Origin of the sequence: Streptomyces sp. Je 1-79 (genome assembly GCF_025195125.1) — a bacterium.
GTDB lineage: Bacteria > Actinomycetota > Actinomycetes > Streptomycetales > Streptomycetaceae > Streptomyces.
On the sequence record NZ_JAMGSL010000017.1, the window covers coordinates 17,493 to 36,859 of the forward strand.

At 71.8% G+C, this 19,367-nt stretch carries 17 protein-coding genes, 2 tRNA genes and 1 riboswitch; of the genes, 11 read left to right on the top strand and 8 right to left on the bottom strand.

Annotation, left to right across the window (positions count from 1 at the left end; translation table 11 throughout):
• Positions 1-4 precede the first annotated feature (4 nt).
• The 3 genes from lhgO (at position 5) to M5362_RS29045 (ending at position 3,489) form a co-directional block, all read left to right on the top strand.
• Positions 5-1,201 carry an L-2-hydroxyglutarate oxidase gene (gene lhgO, locus M5362_RS29035; protein ID WP_260230787.1) on the top strand — a complete coding sequence of 399 codons (1,197 nt, stop codon included), beginning with the start codon at positions 5-7 and terminating at the stop codon, positions 1,199-1,201.
• A gap of 50 nt (positions 1,202-1,251) precedes the next feature.
• Entirely contained in the window at positions 1,252-2,094 is an 843-nt protein-coding gene (trmB, locus tag M5362_RS29040; RefSeq protein WP_374214544.1) for a tRNA (guanosine(46)-N7)-methyltransferase TrmB, read from the top strand.
• 78 nt (positions 2,095-2,172) lie between these two features.
• Positions 2,173-3,489 (top strand): PrsW family intramembrane metalloprotease, encoded by a 1,317-nt coding sequence (locus tag M5362_RS29045; protein ID WP_260230788.1) that lies wholly within the window; start codon positions 2,173-2,175, stop codon positions 3,487-3,489.
• A 102-nt stretch (positions 3,490-3,591) separates the two neighbouring features.
• On the opposite strand, the gene M5362_RS29050 is transcribed toward M5362_RS29045, so the two are convergent.
• The 5 genes from M5362_RS29050 to M5362_RS29070 all read right to left on the bottom strand — a co-directional run bounded on the left by M5362_RS29050 (position 3,592) and on the right by M5362_RS29070 (position 8,157).
• Positions 3,592-4,539 (bottom strand): aldo/keto reductase, encoded by a 948-nt coding sequence (locus M5362_RS29050; RefSeq protein WP_260230789.1) that lies wholly within the window; start codon positions 4,537-4,539, stop codon positions 3,592-3,594.
• 164 nt (positions 4,540-4,703) lie between these two features.
• Positions 4,704-5,783: a M23 family metallopeptidase gene (locus tag M5362_RS29055; RefSeq protein ID WP_260230790.1), complete on the bottom strand. Its 1,080-nt coding sequence runs from the start codon at positions 5,781-5,783 to the stop codon at positions 4,704-4,706.
• Between the two features lie 11 nt (positions 5,784-5,794).
• Positions 5,795-5,942, bottom strand: a riboswitch (cyclic di-AMP (ydaO/yuaA leader).
• Positions 5,943-6,154: 212 nt separating this feature from the next.
• Positions 6,155-7,399: a PP2C family protein-serine/threonine phosphatase gene (locus M5362_RS29060; RefSeq protein WP_374214545.1), complete on the bottom strand. Its 1,245-nt coding sequence runs from the start codon at positions 7,397-7,399 to the stop codon at positions 6,155-6,157.
• Positions 7,400-7,542: 143 nt separating this feature from the next.
• Positions 7,543-7,616, bottom strand: a tRNA-Met gene (locus tag M5362_RS29065).
• A gap of 61 nt (positions 7,617-7,677) precedes the next feature.
• On the bottom strand, positions 7,678-8,157 hold the full coding sequence (locus tag M5362_RS29070; RefSeq protein ID WP_260230791.1) for a rhodanese-like domain-containing protein: 480 nt from the start codon (positions 8,155-8,157) through the stop codon (positions 7,678-7,680).
• Between the two features lie 198 nt (positions 8,158-8,355).
• On the opposite strand from M5362_RS29070, the gene sigJ reads away from it, so the two are divergent.
• From sigJ to M5362_RS29090, 4 genes are all read left to right on the top strand, one after another.
• Positions 8,356-9,246, top strand: coding sequence for an RNA polymerase sigma factor SigJ (gene sigJ, locus M5362_RS29075; RefSeq protein ID WP_260230792.1), 891 nt, complete (start codon positions 8,356-8,358; stop codon positions 9,244-9,246).
• Positions 9,247-9,389: 143 nt separating this feature from the next.
• A complete protein-coding gene (locus M5362_RS29080; protein ID WP_260230794.1) occupies positions 9,390-11,204 on the top strand; it encodes an alkyl/aryl-sulfatase in 1,815 nt (604 codons plus the stop codon).
• A 266-nt stretch (positions 11,205-11,470) separates the two neighbouring features.
• Positions 11,471-11,803 (top strand): hypothetical protein, encoded by a 333-nt coding sequence (locus tag M5362_RS29085; protein ID WP_260230795.1) that lies wholly within the window; start codon positions 11,471-11,473, stop codon positions 11,801-11,803.
• Between the two features lie 14 nt (positions 11,804-11,817).
• Positions 11,818-11,961, top strand: a complete 144-nt coding sequence (locus M5362_RS29090) for a hypothetical protein (RefSeq protein WP_260230796.1) — start codon at positions 11,818-11,820, stop codon at positions 11,959-11,961.
• Positions 11,962-12,033: 72 nt separating this feature from the next.
• Here M5362_RS29090 and M5362_RS29095 read toward each other — a convergent pair whose 3' ends face one another.
• The gene (locus tag M5362_RS29095; RefSeq protein WP_260230797.1) at positions 12,034-12,573 is read right to left on the bottom strand and encodes a flavoprotein; all 540 of its coding nucleotides are present in this window, start codon (positions 12,571-12,573) and stop codon (positions 12,034-12,036) included.
• 118 nt (positions 12,574-12,691) lie between these two features.
• Here M5362_RS29095 and M5362_RS29100 point away from each other — a divergent pair, with 118 nt between their 5' ends.
• The 4 genes from M5362_RS29100 (at position 12,692) to M5362_RS29115 (ending at position 15,694) form a co-directional block, all read left to right on the top strand.
• Complete coding sequence (locus M5362_RS29100) at positions 12,692-13,876, top strand: helix-turn-helix domain-containing protein (RefSeq protein WP_260230798.1); 1,185 nt, start codon at positions 12,692-12,694, stop codon at positions 13,874-13,876.
• A 268-nt stretch (positions 13,877-14,144) separates the two neighbouring features.
• The gene (locus tag M5362_RS29105) at positions 14,145-14,327 is read left to right on the top strand and encodes a hypothetical protein (protein WP_260230799.1); all 183 of its coding nucleotides are present in this window, start codon (positions 14,145-14,147) and stop codon (positions 14,325-14,327) included.
• Between the two features lie 162 nt (positions 14,328-14,489).
• Entirely contained in the window at positions 14,490-14,957 is a 468-nt protein-coding gene (locus M5362_RS29110; RefSeq protein WP_260230800.1) for a hypothetical protein, read from the top strand.
• Positions 14,958-15,010: 53 nt separating this feature from the next.
• Positions 15,011-15,694, top strand: coding sequence for a class I SAM-dependent methyltransferase (locus M5362_RS29115; protein WP_308354919.1), 684 nt, complete (start codon positions 15,011-15,013; stop codon positions 15,692-15,694).
• A 211-nt stretch (positions 15,695-15,905) separates the two neighbouring features.
• Here M5362_RS29115 and M5362_RS29120 read toward each other — a convergent pair.
• Both M5362_RS29120 and M5362_RS29125 read right to left on the bottom strand, forming a co-directional pair.
• Positions 15,906-15,981: transfer RNA gene (locus tag M5362_RS29120), tRNA-Lys, on the bottom strand.
• 115 nt (positions 15,982-16,096) lie between these two features.
• The gene (locus M5362_RS29125) at positions 16,097-19,300 is read right to left on the bottom strand and encodes an FG-GAP-like repeat-containing protein (protein ID WP_260230801.1); all 3,204 of its coding nucleotides are present in this window, start codon (positions 19,298-19,300) and stop codon (positions 16,097-16,099) included.
• Between the last annotated feature and the right edge of the window lie 67 nt (positions 19,301-19,367).

Consider the following 19,367-nt stretch of genomic DNA (forward strand, 5'->3'; position numbering starts at 1 on the left):
GCAGGTGTCCACGCACGACGTCGACTGCGACGTGCTCGTGATCGGCGGCGGAATCGTCGGTCTGTCGACGGCGTACGCCCTGACCCGCGCCGCCCCCGGCACGCGCGTGACGGTCCTGGAGAAGGAGCCCGGCCCGGCCCGCCACCAGACCGGGCGGAACAGCGGAGTGATCCACAGCGGGATCTACTACCGGCCCGGCTCCCTGAAGGCCCGGTTCGCGGTCGCCGGAGCGGCCGAGATGGTCAAGTTCTGCGCGGAGTACGGCCTGCCGTACGAGGTCACCGGCAAGCTGATCGTCGCCACCGGCCGGGACGAGCTGACCCGGCTCCACGCGCTCGTGCAGCGAGGCCGGGAGAACGGCATCCCCGTGCGGGAGCTCGGGCCCGCGCAGATCACCGCGTACGAACCGAACGTACGGGGCCTCGCCGCGATCCATGTCGGCACGACCGGGATCTGCGACTACGGAGCGGTGGCGGCGCAGCTCGCCGAGGCCTCCGGCGCGCGGATCCTGTACGGCTCCGCGGTCACCGCGGTCGACCGGCGCCCCTGGGGCGTCGCCGTCCGCACGGCGGCCGGGACGGTGGTGCGCGGACGGGTCCTGGTGAACTGCGCGGGGCTGCACTGCGACCGGGTGGCCCGGCTCGCCGGTGACGATCCCGGGATGCGGATCGTGCCCTTCCGGGGCGAGTACTACGAGCTGGCGGACCCCTCGCTGATCCACGGACTGGTGTACCCGGTCCCTGACCCGGCCTTCCCCTTCCTGGGGGTCCATCTCACGCGGGGCGTCGACGGCGGCGTGCACGTGGGACCGAACGCGGTGCCGGCCCTGGCCCGGGAGGGATACGACTGGTCGGTCGTCCGGCCCGGCGAGCTGGCGGGGACGCTGGCGTGGCCCGGTTCGTGGCAGATCGCCCGGGAGCATTGGCGGTACGGAGCGGGTGAGCTGCGCCGGTCGCTATCGAAGCGGGCCTTCACGGAGGCGGTGCGCAGGCTGCTCCCCGCCGTGGAGGAAACGGATCTGCGCCGGGCCCCGGCGGGGGTGCGGGCGCAGGCGGTGCTGCGGGACGGGACGCTCGTGGACGACTTCCTGATCCGCGAGGCGCCCCGGACGGTCCACGTCCTGAACGCTCCGAGCCCGGCGGCGACGGCGAGCCTCCCGATCGGGCGCGAGGTCGCGTCCAGGGCCCTGGCTCTGCTGTAGCCCGCGGACCCTGGGGGTGCCCGCACGGGGCACGTAGAATTGGGCGCATTGTGTCTGAGTCTCGTGAAACCGCCACGCATCCCGTCGCCGAGCGCGCCCGGCCCGCCGAGGCCGCCGTCGAGGCCGCTCCCGCGCGCACCGTCGAGCCCGTCGTCGCCCGGCGGGGCAGCCGGATGTTCGCCGCCGGGGAAGGGCCGCTGCCCGATCCCGCCGGGTCGCACCACGAGCGGCGGATCCGCAGCTTCCAGCCCCGCCGCAGCCGCGTCACCGCGGGTCAGGCCGAGGCGATGCTCAAGCGGTGGCCCGACTGGGGTCTCGACATCGACGGCAAGCGGATCCTGGACCTGAACGAGATGTTCGGCGGTCTGCCCGTCGTCCTGGAGATCGGCTTCGGCATGGGCGAGGCCACGGCGCAGATGGCCGCCGCCGACCCCGGCACCGGCATCCTCGCCGTCGACGTCCACACCCCCGGCCAGGGCAATCTCCTCGGTCTCGCCGACCGGGGCGGCATGGAGAACGTCCGGGTCGCCAACGGCGACGCGATCATCCTGCTCCGCGAGATGCTCACCGCCGACGCCCTCGACGGCTGCCGCGTCTACTTCCCGGATCCCTGGCCCAAGAAGCGCCACCACAAGCGGCGCCTGATCCAGCCCGAGTTCCTGACGCTGCTCGCGACGCGGATGAAGCCCGGCGCCGTCCTGCACTGCGCCACGGACTGGGAGGAGTACGCCGAGCAGATGCTCGAGGTCCTCTCCGCCCACCCCGACTTCGAGAACACCCGGCCCGACGGCGGCTACGCGCCGCGCCCGTCCTTCCGCCCCCTCACCCGCTTCGAGGGGCAGGGCCTGGACAAGGGCCACCTCGTCCACGACCTGCTCTTCCACAGGAAGTAGCCCCCGTTCTCCACAGGAAGCGACAGAAGACCGGGAACTCCGTCGCGGGTGTCAGTCCGGCTGGTTAGGGTCGATCACGTGTCTAACCGCGTCCCCGTCCCCACCCGGGACACCGAGGAGCCGGCCTTCCCGGCCGTTCCGGACCGCGCCCAGTGGCGCTACAGGCCTCGTCGCGCCTTCTGGCGCAGCAAGGTGGTCCGGGCCGTCGCCGTGATCACCGTGCTCGCGATCTGCGCGCTCGTGATCCTGGCGATCGTGCGGGAGCAGACCGGCACGGAGGGCTTCCTCGTCGGGCTCGCGCTGGCCGTCCTGCCCGTCCCGCTGCTGCTGGCGGCCTTCCGCTGGCTGGACCGGGTCGAGCCGGGGCCATGGCGGAATCTGATCTTCGCCTTCGTCTGGGGCGCGTTCGCGGCCACGCTCGTCGCGATCCTGGCCAACTCCTTCGCGGTCCGCTGGATAGCGACCGCCACCGCCGACCCGGCCTCCGCGGACACCCTCGGTGCCACGGTCGTCGCGCCGGTCGTCGAGGAGAGCGCCAAGGCCGCGGCGATCCTGCTGATCTTCCTCTTCCGCAGACGGCACTTCACCGGCCTCGTCGACGGGGTCGTGGTCGCCGGTTTCACCGCCACGGGTTTCGCCTTCACCGAGAACATCCTCTACCTCGGCAACGCGTTCGGCGAGGACCAGGAGTTCGGTGCGGACGGCCTCGGCTCGGTGACCGCGGGCACGTTCTTCGTACGGATCGTGATGTCGCCGTTCGCGCATCCGCTCTTCACGGTCTTCACCGGCCTCGGCTTCGCCTTCGCGGCCCTCGCCACCTCCCGGCGGCGGTTCCTGCGGCTGCGCCGGACGCTGCTGCCCCTCGCCGGGCTGATCCTCGCCATGGCCATGCACGCCACGTGGAACGGCTCCGCGACCGTCCTCGGGCCGCTCGGCTTCATCCTGGTCTACGGCATGTTCATGGTGCCCGCCTTCGGCCTGCTGACCTGGCTGGCGATATGGAGCAGACAGCGGGAGCTGCGGACGATATCCGGGCAGCTCCCGGCGTACGCGGCGGCCGGCTGGCTCTCGCCCGCCGAGCCGCTCGCGCTCTCCTCGATGCGGGCCCGCTCCGTGGCCCGCGACTTCGCCCGCCGTACGTACGGCAAGCCGGCCGCCGCCGTGGTCGGGGAGTACGAGGCGTTCGCGACGACCCTCGCCTTCCTGCGCCACCGCGCCCACCGCGGTGCGGCGGGGCCGGACTTCCCGGCGCGCGAGCAGGAGCTGCTCCACCACCTCTGGCAGCGCAAGGAGGTCGCCTCCCCCGCGCTGACCTACGCGGCGCGGGCGACGGGCCGGGCGTGGGCGCCGCCGCAGTACCTCGACTACGGCGGCTACAACCCGTACAGAAGCTGAGACCACCCGACGACCACCCGCCCCCAGCCGGTCGTCCGGCCGGGCCGGAGACGGGCCCGACCAGCCGGGAGCCGACGCCCGGTCAGCCGGGTCGCCGCGCGGTCAGGCTGCGGAAGCCTCCGTCAGGAGGGTCAGCTCGGGCTCGGTCAGCCGTAGGTCCGCTACGGCGACGAGGGCCGGGAGCTGCTCGACCGTACGGGCCGAGGCGATCGGCGCGGCCACGGTCGGACGGGACGCGAGCCAGGCCAGGGCGACGGTGGCGACCTCCGCGCCGTGCGCCTCGGCCACCGTGTCGAGCGCTGCCAGGATCCGCCGGCCCCGCTCGGTCTCCGCGTGTCCGGCGGCGCCCTCGGCGCGGACGCTGTCGACGGTCTTCCCGGCGCGGTACTTGCCCGTGAGGAAGCCGGACGCCAGCGCGAAGTACGGGACGGCGGCGAGCCCGGCCCGCTCGGTGGTGGCCATGAGGTCGCCCTCGTAGGTGTCGCGCGAGAGCAGGTTGTAGTGCGGCTGCAGGGCGACGTAGCGGGCGAGCCCCTCGGCCTCGGCGAAGTCGAGGGAGGCCTGGAGCCGCTCGGGCGAGATGTTGGAGGCGGCGACGGCCCGCACCTTGCCGTCCCGCACCAGCCGGTCGAGCGCGGTGACGATCTCCTCGACCGGGACGGACGGGTCGTCGAAGTGCGTGTAGTACAGGTCGATGTAGTCGGTGCCGAGCCGGCGCAGCGACTCCTCCACCGCGGCCTTGATGGTGGTCTCCGACAGGCCCTTGTACCGGGGGTGGGCGCCGACCTTGGTGGCGACGACGACGTCGGAGCGGTTGCCCCGGGTGGCCAGCCACTTGCCGATGAGCGTCTCGGACTCTCCACCCTGGTTGCCCTCGGCCCAGTGCGAGTACATGTCGGCGGTGTCGACGAAGTTCCCGCCCGCGGCGGTGTAGGCGTCGAGGACGGCGAAGGACTGTTCCTGGTCGGCGGACCAGCCGAAGACGTTTCCGCCCAGCGCGAGGGGGAAGACGTGCAGGTCGGAGCTGCCCAGCGGGCGAAGAGAGGTCATAGGAGGCTCAACCACGCATGCGTGAACGGGTATTCCGGCAGCCCTGGCGTCGGGGGGGTGCCACCAGGACCGCCGGGGTCAGGACGTCAGACCGAGAGGCCGACGTCCTGACGAGAGGCCGGCGTCCTGACCGAGAGACCGGCGTCCTGACCGAGAGGCCGAGGTCAGACCGAGAGACCCTTGCTCGCCAGCCAGGCCGCCGGGTCGATGCCGTCGCCGCCCGGGGTGTGGACCTCCAGGTGGAGGTGCGGGCCGGTCACGTTGCCGGTCGCGCCCACGCGGCCGATCGTGTCGCCGGTGCCCACGGACTGGCCGACACCGGCCGTCATCGAGGACAGGTGGCAGTACCAGACCTCCGTACCGTCCTCCAGCTCCAGGACGATCCGGTAGCCGTACGAGCCGGACCAGCCCGCCGACTTGATGGTGCCACCGTGCACCGCCTTGACCGGGGTGCCGGTCGGCGCCGCGAAGTCGAGGCCGGTGTGGTGCCCGGAGGACCACATGGAGCCGGCCTGGCCGTACGTGGAGGTGAGGGTGTACGAGGACGTGGGCAGCGAGTAGCTCGCGGCGAGCTTCGCCAGGCGCTCCGCCTCGGCCTTCGCCGCGGCGGCCTCCTCGGCCTTCCGCTTCTCCTCGGCCGCCGCCTTCTCCGCGGCGTCCGCCTTTGCCGCGGCCTCGGAGGCGGCCTTCTCGGCGGCCGCCGTCTCCGCCGCGGCCTTCTTCTCGGCGTCGGCGGAGGCCTGCTGCTGCTCGGCCTGCTGAAGGATGCGGGCGCGCAGCGCCTCGCCGGCGTCCGCCGCGGAGGCGGCGCCCTCGGTCTTCTCGGCCGTGTCGGCCGGCAGGGCGAGGGTGGCCGTGAGCGGCTGCGGGTTGGTCGTCGCGGAGTCCGCGCCGTCGTCGTCGGAGATGAACCCGCCGACGCCGGGGAGCTCGGAGGCGTCCGGAAGGTTGAGGTCGGGGAGGGATATCGAGACCGGGGGCTTGTCCTGGGCGGTCGCCATGCCGCCCGCGCCGACGGCCGCGATGACACCGACGCCGAGGACGGTGGAGGAGCGGGCGAAACCGGAGCGCTGCTTCACGACACGGTGACGGCCGCCCGAACGGGCCTGCTGCCGCAGGGAGTCCTCGGTGGGGTTCCATTCACCCCATGTCGTGGCGTCGTCGTCCGTCCCGGCGGCGCGCGGAGCGCCGAACGCGTTGAAACCGTCAGAAAGACCCTCGGGAGCAGGGGTGTTGGACGCCACGGAGGCGTACTCCTTTCCTTCCTTCTCGCCTACCGGGTTAGCTGACGGGTTCGGAGCAGGAAGGTCTCCTACGGGCGGTGCCGCACGGGTGCGACGGGGCCCGATTCACCCCAAGTGGTGGTTCCCCGGTTCCCTTTCAGGATTCGGCGCGTGCGCGCGGTGCCGTCTCTGACGACGGCTGGGACGACCGCGCTGCGTTATCGAACGTTAATAGACACGAGGGGCGGATTCCAAGCCGTTCCGCTTGATCATTCCCGGGATTGAGCTGGTACAGCCCGATTTGATCCCGCTTCAGTACGGACCATTGGCGCCACCCCGGAACTGATGGTTCGTCATTTGTTATCTCAGCGGTACCTCTCCACTACGGATGGTCACGGCACCACGGGCATCGTCCGGCGCCGCTCCGGCTGCCCGGCGGCCGGGCGGCTCACGGCGAGCAGCGCCATGTCGTCCGTGGAGCCTCCGCCCGTGTAGCGGCGGACGTCGTCCACGAGCGCGTCGAGCAGCTCCTCGGGGCCCGGGAAGATCCGTCCGGCGAGCCGCTCGGCCGGATCGTAGAAGGCCCCCGAGGAGTCGCGGGCCTCGGACAGCCCGTCGGTGTAGAGGAGCAGGGTGGCGCCCGGCGGGTACGGCGCCTCGTCGGCCCGGTCCGGCCAGGCGGCCAGCTCACCCATGCCGAGCGGCAGGGCGGGCTCGGTCGGTTCGAGGTGGGCCAGGCCACCGTCCGCGTACAGCAGCAGCGGCTCGGGATGGCCGCGGTTCACCACCCGTACGCGCCCGTCCCCGCGCGGGATCTCGGCCAGGACGGCGGTGGTGAAGCCCTCGAAGGCGTCGAGGCTCGAGCGACGCGTGCCCTCGCGGGCCAGCGCCCGCTCCAGCCGCTGTGCGACGCCTTCGAGCGTCGCCTCCTGCTCGGCCGCCTCCCGGAAGGCCCCGATCACGATGGCGACCGCCTCGACCGCGTCGAGCCCCTTGCCACGGACGTCCCCGACCACGAGCCGTACCCCGTACGGCGTGTCCTGCACGGCGAACATGTCACCGCCGATGAACGCGTCCGCCTGCGCGGCCTCGTAACGGGCCGCCACCTGGAGCCCGCCGATCCGCTCGGCGGGTGTCGGCAGGACGGCCTTCTGCGCGGTCGCCGCGATCACCCGCGCCGAGGCGAGCCGCTCCCCGCTCCGCCGCACGACCCGGTTGATGAGCAGGGCGAGGGCGGAGACGGTGACGACGGTCAGCGTCTCGGTGAGGGACGGGACGTCGAGGGCGGTGTCGTTGTACACATGCAGCCCGACACTGGCGAGGACCGCGGCGATACCGGTGAGCAGCGTCGTCAGCATCGAGAAGAACGGGGCGGCGATGAGCGGCGCGGCCGAGAACAACGGGGCGGCCGTGTACGAGGGCGGGGTGGCGAGGTCGAAGACGATTCCGCCGAGGATCACCAGCGGGGGAAGGGCCCTGATGAACCGTCGGGCCCGCTCGGCACGCGACCGCGGGCGCCCGTTCGTCTCACCCCGCACCCCCCACTGCCCCTGCCCCACCTGTGCTCTCCTGCCCGGTCCGTACACGGCGACGGACGGTACCGCGCCCTCCCCAGGGTGCCGGGAGCCGCGCCGCATGGCGACCTTCGCTCCGCCGAGTGGGTGACACCGGCCCTTACACCGGCCCTGTTCGACGTCGCGTGAAGACCGAGCCCGGCGGAGGGCGACACGACGAAGGCCCGGATCCAGTGAACGGATCCGGGCCTTCGTTTGCTACTGAGTAGCGGGGACAGGATTTGAACCTGCGACCTCTGGGTTATGAGCCCAGCGAGCTACCGAGCTGCTCCACCCCGCGTCGGTGAATATGACCTTACGGCATGGGGCGCCGATCCCCTAATCGCATTCCCGGCACCGGCTCAGCAGCCGCAGTCCTCGGCGTCGACCGGCGCCGTCAGCGGGTCCGCGTCCTTCTTCTCGGGGCCCTCCCACGTCTCGTACGGGAAGCCCTCGCGGACCCAGTACTCGAAGCCGCCGAGCATCTCCTTCACCTGGTAGCCCAGCTGGGCCAGGGCGAGCGCGGCGCGCGTCGCACCGTTGCAACCGGGACCCCAGCAGTACGTGACCACCGGCACGGACCTGTCGAGCAGCTGCTCGGCCTGCTCGGCGATGAGCGCGGTCGGCAGGTGGACGGCGCCGGGGACGTGACCCTGGTCCCAGGACGCGGTGGAGCGGGAGTCGACGACCACGAAGCCGAGGTCGCCTCCGGCGGCGACGGCGCTCGCGACGTCGGAGACGTCGGCGTGGAAGGCGAGGCTGGCGGAGAAGTAGGCGGCCGCTGCCTCGGGAGAGGCGGGCGGGGTGCGAAGTACGGCGTTGACCTGCGCGGTTGTCGTCATGCGTGAAAATCTACGGTCGAAGATCACGGCGCTGAAGTGGCAATCCCCGGCAGTGCGACCGATCAGCCGGGGAAATCCTGGCGTTCGGCGGGGGACGGCAGGAGATCTCACGCAACGGACGGTTCCGGGCGGCGGACCTGTCACGTTCCGCCCGTGCGGTCCGTCATCTCGATGACGGCATCAACGAGGGAGACACCGATGGACGAGAAGGACCTCCTGGCCGAGCGCTTCCAGGCCGACCGCACCCACCTCAAGGCGGTCGCCTACCGGATGCTCGGGTCGCTGAGCGAGGCCGAGGACGCCGTCCAGGAGGCGTGGCTCAAGCTCAGCCGCTCCGACATCAGCGAGGTGCAAAACCTCAGCGGCTGGCTGACGACGGTCGTCGGCCGGCTCTGCCTCGACATGCTGCGCTCGCGGTCCTCCCGCCGGGAGGACCCGCTGGAGTACTACGTCCCCGATCCGCTGGTCCGGGGCCCGGAGGGCGCCACGCGCGACCCGGAGGAGGAGGCGCTGCTCACCGACTCGGTGGGCCTGGCGCTGCTCGTGGTCCTGGAGACGCTGGGGCCGGCCGAGCGGCTCGCCTTCGTCCTGCACGACATGTTCGCGGTCTCCTTCGACGAGATCGCCCCGATCGTGGACCGCACCCCGGCGGCGACGCGCCAGCTCGCCAGCCGGGCCCGCCGCCGCGTCCAGAGCGCGGCGCCCGCCCCGGCGCCCGACCTCACCCGGCAGCGCCAGGTCGTCGACGCCTTCATGGCGGCGTCCAAGGCGGGCGACTTCGAGGGGCTGCTCGCGGTCCTCGACCCGGACGTGGTCCTGCGGGCCGACGGCGGCAAGGTCCCCGCGCTGTCGAAGCTGATCCGCGGCGCCGAGGCGGTCGTCAGGCAGGCGCTCACGTTCGCCCCCTACCGCCGCGAGTACCGGAACGTCCTGGTCAACGGCGCCCCGGGCATCGTGTCGTTCGTGGACGGCGGCCGGCTGGGCGGGCTCATGGGCTTCACGATCGTGGACGACCGCATCGTGGAGATCCAGATCATCGCGGACCCGGAGCGCCTGGAGACGCTGGGCGTACCGGGGCTGGAGGGCTGAGGGGACATTCGGGGTCCCCTCAGGGACCCCGAATGTCATAGAGCATCCCGAAATGCGCCCAAGTGGGTGCGGTGCTGAGATGAGGCCATGTCCCGCGCCGGGCGTCCGGACGCAGGCGTCGAACCCGTGGAACGGAGCGAGAGATGGCCGCCCTCCCCTTCGAGGACACCCGCGACTTCGAGAACGCCGACCGCGGGTTCATCGCCTCGCTCGCGCCCGCCGTCGTCAAGGACGCCGAGGGCCGCACCGTATGGGACAACGACGCCTACGAGTTCCTCAAGGCCGAGTGCCCCGACACCGCGAACCCGAGTCTGTGGCGGCAGGCGCAGCTCGCCTCGAAGCAGGGGCTGTACGAGGTCACCGAGGGCATCTACCAGGTGCGGGGCCTGGACCTGTCGAACATGACGGTCGTCGAGGGCGAGCACGGCGTGATCGTCATCGACCCGCTCATCTCCGCCGAGACCGCCGCCGCCGCGCTCGCGCTCTACCGGGAGCACCGCGGCGACCGCCCGGTCACCGGCCTGATCTACACCCACTCGCACGGCGACCACTTCGGCGGCGCCCGCGGCGTACTGCCGCGCGGCACCGAGGAGGGCGTGCCGGTCCTGGCCCCCGTGGGGTTCCTGAAACACGCCGTCAGCGAGAACGTCTACGCCGGCAACGCCATGACCCGCCGGGCGGTCTTCATGTACGGCGACCGGCTGCCCAAGGCACCCGACGGCCAGATCGGCGCCGGCCTGGGCATGACCACCTCCACCGGCACCATCACGCTCGTCCCGCCGACCGTCGACATCACGGAGACGGGGCAGGAGGAGACGGTCGACGGGGTACGGATCGTCTTCCAGCTGACGCCCGGCACGGAGGCGCCGGCCGAGATGAACTTCCTCTTCCCGGACCGGCGGGCGCTGTGCCTGGCCGAGAACGCCACGCACAACATGCACAACGTCCTGACCCTGCGGGGCGCCGTCGTGCGCGACGCGCACATCTGGTCCCGCTACCTCGACGAGGCCATCGACCTCTTCGACGGGCGCTACGACGTCGCCTTCGCCTCGCACCACTGGCCCACCTGGGGCCACGACGACGTCGTGACGTACCTCTCCGAGCAGCGCGACCTGTACGCGTACCTGCACGACCAGACCCTGCGCATGCTCAACGACGGCCTCACCGGCCCGGAGATCGCCGAGGAGATGAGGCTGCCGCCGGCCCTGGAGAACTCCTGGCACGCGCGCGGCTACTACGGCTCGCTCAGCCACAACACCAAGGCGATCTACCAGCGTTACCTGGGCTGGTTCGACGGCAACGCGGCCCACCTCTGGGAGCACCCTCCGGTGGAGATCGCCAAGCGGTACGTGGACGCGATGGGCGGCCCCGAGCAGACGCTGGCCAAGGCCCGGGGCTACGCCGACTCCGGCGACCTCCGCTTCGCCGCCACCCTGCTCAACCACCTCGTCTTCGCCGACCCCGGCGACACGGACGCCAAGCAGACCCTCGCCGACGTCTACGACCGGCTCGGCCACGGCGCCGAGAACGGACCCTGGCGCAACTTCTACCTCACCTCGGCCATGGAACTGCGCCACGGCGAGAACACCGCTCTGCTCGACGCCACCAACCCGGAGATGACGGCGGCACTGACCACCGACATGCTCCTGGACTCGGTCGCCATCCGGATCGACGGCCCCCGGGCCTGGGACGAGGACCTCACGATCGACCTGGTCCTCACCGACGAACGGCGCCACCACCGCCTCACCCTCCACAACGGGGCCCTCACCCACCGCGCCGTCTCCACCCCCCGCACCCCGGCCGGGCTGACCCTCACCCTCACCAGGCCACAGCTCCTGGGCGTCCTCGCGGGCGGGAGCCTCGACGGCATCGCGACGACCGGAGACCCGGCCCTCCTCGCCCGCCTCTTCTCCTACGTGACGAAGCCCGACCCCGGCTTCCCGATCGTGACCCCCTGACCGAACGGCGCGACCCCACGCTCACGCACTCGCCCGAAAACGACGAAGCGCCTCGACCGGCGACAACCGGTCGAGGCGCTTCCGCTACACGTAGGCCGTGTGGGACTCGCACCCACAACCAACGGAGCCACGGCGCGGACTGGTACGCCGGCACGGTCGGCGTCGCCCGCGGCACGAACCTGGCGCGGATCTCACGCCGGCGACGTCGAGACCGGTCGTCGCCGGATGGCGCGAACCGCCTCGGCCCAAGAGAGCGGAGCCTCCGTATGCGTCCTGAGAATTGGGCCTCAATCGGCGTGTCAGCGGTTACCGGCGTCTGCGGCGTCTGGGCAGCCCGAGCCGCACGCAGGACACCCCGGCAGGAAAAACGCGATGACTTCACCGTCATCCGCGATAGCCTCCAGCAACAGATCGATGGGCTGAAGGCAGACGCCGCCAGCCAGCAGGATCAGATCAGCGGGCAGGGCGCAGCGATCAGCTGGCTCGTCACCGACCGCCACAGCCTCGTCGGACACATCCGCCAGGCTGGCATGGAGCCGCCGGCCCCGCGACCGATCCCCGTAAGGGCACGTCCCTTCCTCGATCACATCGACGTGTAAGAACTGGAGTACGAGTGCCTGAGAAGACACTGCTGGCACGCCCTGCCTACAACGAGGCGGCCACTGGCGCAGACGCCTCCGGCTGGCAGCCCGCCCCGCAGTACCAGGGGCTGTTCCTCGAACCCGACCTTCCGCCAGCCGGCGACGACGAGGACTAACAAGGCACGTGCGGTACCCCCTGCCCCCTTCGTCTTCTTCGGGCGGAGGGGGCGGTTTCGTCGTGTCCGGGGTCAGTCGGCCGATCCGAGCCCGTTCAACGAGTCGAGCGCAGCCCGCCACGGGTACGTCGCCGGGTTTCCCTGGCCGGGCTGGTTCGGCACGAACCCGCCCTCGCCGTACAGCACCGTCACCCCGGCGGCGCGCAGCGTCTCCACGGACTGTTCGAACTGCGGGTGCTGCACGTAAGCCGCGTTCACGCACGGCATCGCCACCGTCGGAATCGCCTTCCCGATGCCCTCCGCGACCACCCCGACGATGAACTTGTCCGTCAGCCCGAGCGCCCACGCGTTCACAGTGTTGAAGGTGGCCGGCGCCACGAGGATCGCGTCCGCCTTCGGCCACACGTCGGGTTCACCTGGCAGCTTGTAGTCCCAGCGCACGGGATGTCCGGTGAGTGCCGCGAGGCCGTCGAGGGAATCGGCCAGCCATCGGGCGGCGGTCGGGGTGAGGCCGAGGCAGACGTCCCAGCCGTCGGCCTGCGCGTCCTCAACGACGCGGGCGATGTCGAACACGGGCGGGGCCGCCGAGCTGAACAGGTACAGAGTGCTCATGGGCCTATCCGATCACATGCAACCGCCCCCGCTCCGGGTGGAGTCGAGGGCGGAAGAGGCACACCCGTGGTTGTGCGCGGGTACCGTTCCGGATGACGAGTCAGGAACGGAGACCAGTATGCCCTCCTCCGACGACGACCACACCGGAACGCGCATCAAGGAGCAGCGGCGCCTTGCCCGGCTGAGCCAGCGCGAGTTAGCCGAACGGCTCCCGTACTCCTACAGCTGGCTGACGCAGGTGGAGTGCGGCGCCCGCCCGGCGTCCGCCGACTTCACTGCCGCTGTCGCGCGCGTGCTCCGGGTCGACGTCACCGCCCTGACGGGACAGCCCTACATGACCCAGCTTCACCAAGACCGCTTGGCCGACCTCGTCCGGCCCATCCGCGAGTCCCTCGACCTGTACGACCTCGGCCCGGACCCCGCGCTCACCGTCCGCACCACCGACCAGCTCGTCACCGCCGCCGACGAACTGTGTGCGCAGGTCCGCGCTACCCGCCTCCACGCCGCGGCGACGAGCCTCCCCGACGTGGTAACCGAACTCACCACCCTGGCGTGGCAGACGCCCACCACCGCTCTGTGGCAGGCCCTTGCGTCCACGTACCGCACCGCGCACGACATCTCCGTCAAGCTCGGCTACTACGACCTCTCCGCCGTCGCCCTCGACCGCATGGACTGGGCTGCCCAACGCGCCTCCGACCCCTGCCTCGCTGCCGTCCGCCAGTACATGCGCGCCCTGGTCTACTTCCGCGAGGGCGAGTACTCCATCGGCCGCAGGCTCATCGGCTCCGGGCACGGCATCCTCGGTCAGGCCGAGACGACGCGCGAGACCCTGGCGGTGGCTGGTCAGCTGCACCTCGGGGCGTCTGTGATCGCAGCACGGGCGGGCGTCGACACGGTGGTTGACACGCACATCGAGGAGGCGACCGCGCTCGCCGGCCGTGTGGGCGAGGCGACTGATGTGCACTGGCTGTCGTTCGGGCCGACGAACGTGGCCATGCACAAGATGAGCGCTGCGGTGGAGATGCGGCAGTACGACGCGGCCCTGAAGCAGGCGAAAAGGATTAAGCCCGCAGCATCGACGGCAACGAGTCGCCGAGCGCACTTCCTCATCGACCGGGCCCGCTCGGAGATGGAGCTCGGCAAGGCGGATGCCGCGCTGAAGTCGCTCGTCGCGGCCCGCCGCGCGGCGCCCGAGCAGACGCGCTACCACCCCGGCGCGCGCGAGACGATCCGCGGCCTGGTCCATCTTTCCCGGCGGACCCCGGAGACGCTCGGCAGCATGGCCAACTGGATCGGCATGTAGCGCCCGGAACTCTCTCTGAACTGAGAGAGTTCCCGCCCCTTCGGCTCGCCACGATGGACATAGTTCCTGATCAGCCGCCGAGCCGGGGGTGTCCCGTGATGACGATGAGGGTGTATCGGGCGCGGCCCGGTACCGCGGAGACGTGGCCTGTGAGCGGGCCCGTCACGGTCCCGACCGGCGACCCGGAGCGGCCGAGGGACAACATCCTCGTGTACCCGCCGTGTGCCTGCGCCCGCCACAATGCTCCCGCGCCCGAGCGGAGCGAGTCGTGAAGACCTGCGCGTGGTGCGGCCAGCCGATCGTCGGCGAGGCCCGGCCGATCGGCAACGACGACGCGGCCAGCGGCGTGCACGCCGCGGCGTACTGGCACGGGAACCCGGATGAGTGCGGCCGCCGTCAGCAGCTCCTGCCGGGTCCGGACCGGCTCCGCGTCCCGCGGCTCGCCCGGTGACCGAGTGGCAGCGGCAGACGATCTACTGCCTGATCGTCCTCGGCATCCTCGCCGCCATCGCCGTCGACGTCACCCCCTGAACTCCTGCCCGTGACCACGGGCAGGGCACGACCGCTCCGGCCGTCCTGCCGCAGCGGAAGGCACATCCCACCAGGAGAGCAGATGACCATCGCGTTAGAGCGTCCCGTGGGCACCACCGACCCGGCCACGCTCGTCGAGCCCGAGCTGCGTGAGCGGCTCGCCACCCGCATCACCAAGGACCACCCCGAGATCGACACACCGACCGCGCGTCGGATCGTAGGCCAGACCGCCGCCTTCCTCGCCGCCGGCGCCCGCAAGCCGGGACAGAGCCTGGTCCCCAGCGAGCTCGTGGACATCGGCTGGCACACATGGATCCTCCACACCGTCGACTACGCCGAGTTCTGCCAGCGCGTCGCCGGCCGGTTCATCCACCACATCCCGACCGACGAGGGCGAGACGGTTCCCGGCGGCCCCGCCGCCGCGCATGAGCGGACTCTCGCCGCCATCACCGCGGCCGGGTACGTGGTCGACCAGGACCTCTGGCTGCACGCCGGAAACGAATGCGGCCAGTGCCATCAGGGGTGCCACGACAGCCCCAAGAAGCAGTAGCCGCGCCACATGCAACACTCCAGCCGTCCGGCGCGCGCCGGACGGCTGGCCCTATGAGCGAGAGCGAACCCATGGTCGACACGGCAGCCTGGAACACCTACGCACAGCAGAAGCCCGACCGCCGCCCCACCAACGCGGCAGGCGAGACCACCTGGTTCAACTGGACCCAGTACCCCGACCACGGTCCGGGCGCCGAGGTCCTCGACCTGGCCCCTGCCTCGGTCGTCCTCGAACTCGGCTGCGGCAAGGGCGGCAACCTCGCCCACCTCGCCACGCTCGGCCACCGCGCCATCGGCCTGGACGTCTCTCCGGCACAGCTGGCCGGCGCGCAGGAACGCTGGGGCGCACTGCCCGGTGTCGAGCTCCGCCAGGTCGAGGCCGTCGCCTTCCTCGGCGAGACCGACGAGAAGCTCGACGCAGTCTTCTCCGTGTTCGGCGCAGCCTGGTTCACGGACCCGGAGAAGCTGCTGCCGACCGTCCGCGGACGGCTCCGCCCAGGAGGCGTGTTCGCGTTCTCCCACCGGCCGGCCATCGAGGGTTGCTACGGCTGCCAGGCCTCGTACATCAACCGGTCCGAGGAGGAAGACCCCCTCGTGGTGAAGCGCTGGGACTACGAGGCCGACCGATGGGTCGAGATCCTCGGCAAGTACGGGTTCACCGACGCTTCAGCGGAGGTTCTGCCCGCACCCCCCGGCCCCCGCAAGATCGACACGCTCCTGGTCCACGCCCGCGCCTAACGCCCTGAACAGCCCCGGCCGGTCCGTCCCCGGCCGGGGCTTACTCGTCCAGGGGCTCCGCGTCCTGCCAACGCCGGACGAGCGGTGACCACCGACACCGTTGCCAGCATGATCGTTGCCACTTCGGCTGAGCATCGGCTGAGCTAACAATCTTCAACCGGACTGAAACGACTTTGGCCCCAGACCAGAGAGGCTCTGACCTGGGGCCGAGTGGTAGGCCGTGTGGGACTCGAACCCACAACCAACGGATTAAAAGTCCGCTGCTCTGCCAATTGAGCTAACGGCCCTCGGCACAACACACCCGAGCATAGCCGTATCGATCCCCCGAGCCGATCGGGTATCCGACACGGCCCTGTCTCCGTGGGGCCCGGCCCGGTTGTCGGGTGGGCCCCACGGAGGGGGTCAGTAGAGGGCCTTGAAGGCGGACCAGCCGCCGGTGCCGATCACGGCGCGGCCCGCGTACTGGCCGTTGCCCAGGTTGGTGTAGCGCCAGAGCTTGCCGGCCGTGTCGCGGGCGATCAGTTCCGCGCGTCCGTCGCCCGTGAGGTCACCGACACCGACCAGGGAGGTGTACCCGCCCCAGCCTGCCCCGACCTTCACCCGGGCCGTCACGCCACCCGCCGCGGTGCCGTAGTACCGCCACAGCACGCCCGACGCGTCCACCCCGAGCAGGTCGCCGCGCCCGTCGCCGTTGAGGTCGCCGGCGCCCGCGATCTTCGCGTACAGCTTCCAGTTCGTGCCGATCTTCACCCGCGCGCCCAGGCGGCTCTCCTCCGTGCCCGGGTAGAAGTACATGTCTCCGGTCGACTTCTGGCGGGCGATCAGGTCGACCCGGCCGTCGCCGTTCACGTCACCGGGCGACGTCAGCGCGTCGTACTGTCCCCAGCCCCTGCCCACGAGCGTGTACGGCGAGTGGTCCGAGACGATCCGGCCGCAGCCGGGCTCGTATCCACGCAGCTCGTCGCCGACCCGCGCGTACACGTCGTTGCAGCCGTCACCGGTCATGTCGCCGGCCGGCACCAGGAGCGCCGTCGTCGGGAACCTGCCGCCCGTGCCGTTGGTCCGCGCGGCCAGACCACCCGCGCCGTTGCCCTTGTACAGCGACACCAGACCTGCGGAATCCATCACCAGCAGATCACCGAAACCGTCGTCCCCGGCCATGTCCCGCCACCCCAGGACCCTGCCGCCGGTCACGGAGACCGTGTCCGAGGCCAGCAGGTCGCTGCCCTCGCCGTCGGCCGTGTTGGCGGTCAGCGTCCAGGTGAACGTGCCGTCGGTGACGAGCCGGCCCGCGGCGTCCTTGCCGTCCCAGCGGACCGCGATCCGGCCGCGCGTCTCGTCGCCGTCCCACGTGCGGACCACCGCGCCGTTCACCTTCCGGCGCAGCGTCACCTGCCAGTACGACGCCGGCTTCGACAGCGACCAGGCCGCCGTCCAGCCGTCCGTCGCCCGCGCACTCGCCGGGGCGTCGGTCGAGAGGGCCGTCAGGTCGGAGGTACGGACTCCGGTCCACACCGCGTGGACGAGGTTCTGGCTGTCCTTGTACGCCACGGCGCCGCCGAAGCGGTCCACGGTCCACGCCTCCCGGCGCGCGCCCTGGACGGGGGCGGAGTCCACCAGCGTGCGGGGCGCGGCGGCGGTGCCGGTGTGGAAGTCGATCAGGCGGAGGTACGAGCCGGAGCCCTGGTCCACGACGAAGCCGTCGCCCAGCAGGCCACCGTTGTACGAGCCCCTGGGCAGCGGGATCTTCGTGCCCTCCTGCAGGTCGACGACGCCCTGGGCGGAGAACTGGGCGCAGGACCAGTACAGCCAACGCCCCGCCACCTGAAGCTCCGTGGCCCGGCAGGAGGCACCGGTCGCGACCGTGCCGAGGTCCTTGCCCGTGGACAGGTCCGTCCGGGCCACCTGGCCGACGGTGTCCGTACCGGTGAACAGCGTGTCGCCCCGCAGGGCGGCCGCCGTCTGCGGCTGCGTCCGGACGACGGACGGCTTGCCCGGGGCCGCGTCCAGATCCACGACGAGGGTCTCCTCGCCCGCGACGAGGTCGCCGGGGATGCTCGGCCGCCCGCCCTGGAAGACCGCCCAGCGGCCGGAGACGTCGGCCAGCCGGCCGGAGTTCTTGCCCGTGGCGGCCCGCGTCGTCTCCTTCGCGGAGCGCCGCCCCACCACCTCCGTACCGGACGTACCGCGGGCCAGGTGGACCGTGCGGCCGTCACCGGAGTCGAAGAGCGGCGTCGTGTTCTCCAGCCGCTCCTCGGACCCGGCCGCGACCGGCTCGGACTGGCCGGTGTGCAGCGGGCCGACCGGCAGCGTCCGCGTGTAGAAGCCGCGGCCCGTCCGGCCGTCCTGCTCCAGGGTGGAGAGCCGGCCCGCGCCGAGGGCGAGCGACTGCACGGCCGTCGCCAGCGGCTCGACACGGTGCAGCTTCTCCAGGGCGGGCGCCCCGTCGCCCTTGCCCGGGATGACCTTCAGGAGCGACCAGTCGGTGGCCGAGGTGCCGCCGACGACGGCCGCACCGGCCCCGCCCACGATCTGGTTGATCTCCGGCTCGGCACTCCGCAGGAGCGTCTGCGAGCGCCCGTCGGGGGCCAGCGCGACCAGCGGCCGCTTGAGCGAGGCGTCGGTGCCGGTGGCGTCGCCGACGGCGAGGACCCAGTCGCCGACCAGGCCGATACGGGCGGTGCCCAGCCCCTCGGGCAGCGCGAAGGTCCGCTCGGCGCCGTTCAGGGCGGACCGCTCCCGGAGGTGCACCTGGCGGTTCCGGTCGACCCAGGCGATCCGGTCGGCGCTCAGGGCCACCGGCGCGACGAGGATGCTCGCCCCGGCGGAGGTCGGCGCCTCGATCACCGTCATCCGCCCGGTCCGCAGGTCGACGACGCCGAGGTCGGTGAGGTCGTACGCGTCGGCGGACCGGCCGAAGCGGATCACGGCCGCGGTGTCGTCGCCCGCCACGAGCCGCGCCATGTGCAGGTCGGCGCCCTCGGGGAAACCGGTCACGGGGATCTTGGTCCCCGTCGCGTCCCCGGCGCGCCGCAGGTAGTAGCCGGTGGTCGTCTGCGACGACTCCTCGGACTCGTACTGCTGGAAGAGCAGGGTGTCGCCGAGCAGACCCCGGTAGCTCGCGTCGCGCGGCAGCGTCAGCGGCTGCTCGGTGCCGGTCGCGAGGTCGCGGAGGGAGGAGTTGCCGGCGCCGCGCTCGACGTACGCGTACCGCCCGCCGACACCGGCCTCGGCGAAGGACGGGTTGCCGGATCCGTACCCGAGGGAGACGGTCGCGCCGGTCGCGAAGTCGGTCCAGTGGCGCTCGCCGCCGAAGTGCTCGTCGGAGTCCTCGGTCTCGTGGGCGTAACCGTCGGCGCTGACGGCGCTCACCGTCGCGTGCCGGGGCACGGTCCGCCAGTTGGGCGTGATGTCGAGCTGGTCGCCGGGCGCGACGGCGGCGGGCTCGGCCCCCGGAACGGCGGTCGGTGCGGCGGCGGACGCGGCCCCCGGAACGGCGGTCGGTGCGGCGGTGGCCGGCGTCGCGCCGATCACCGAGGCGACGAGTGCGGCGGCCAGGACGGCCGTACGCGCGCGGCGGTCACGCGCGCGTGAAGAGCGTGCCAAGAAGGGTCCCTCCCCGGGAAACCTGAAAGATGAGGAAACAGGGCGGAAGTCCACTGCGCCGGGCCCC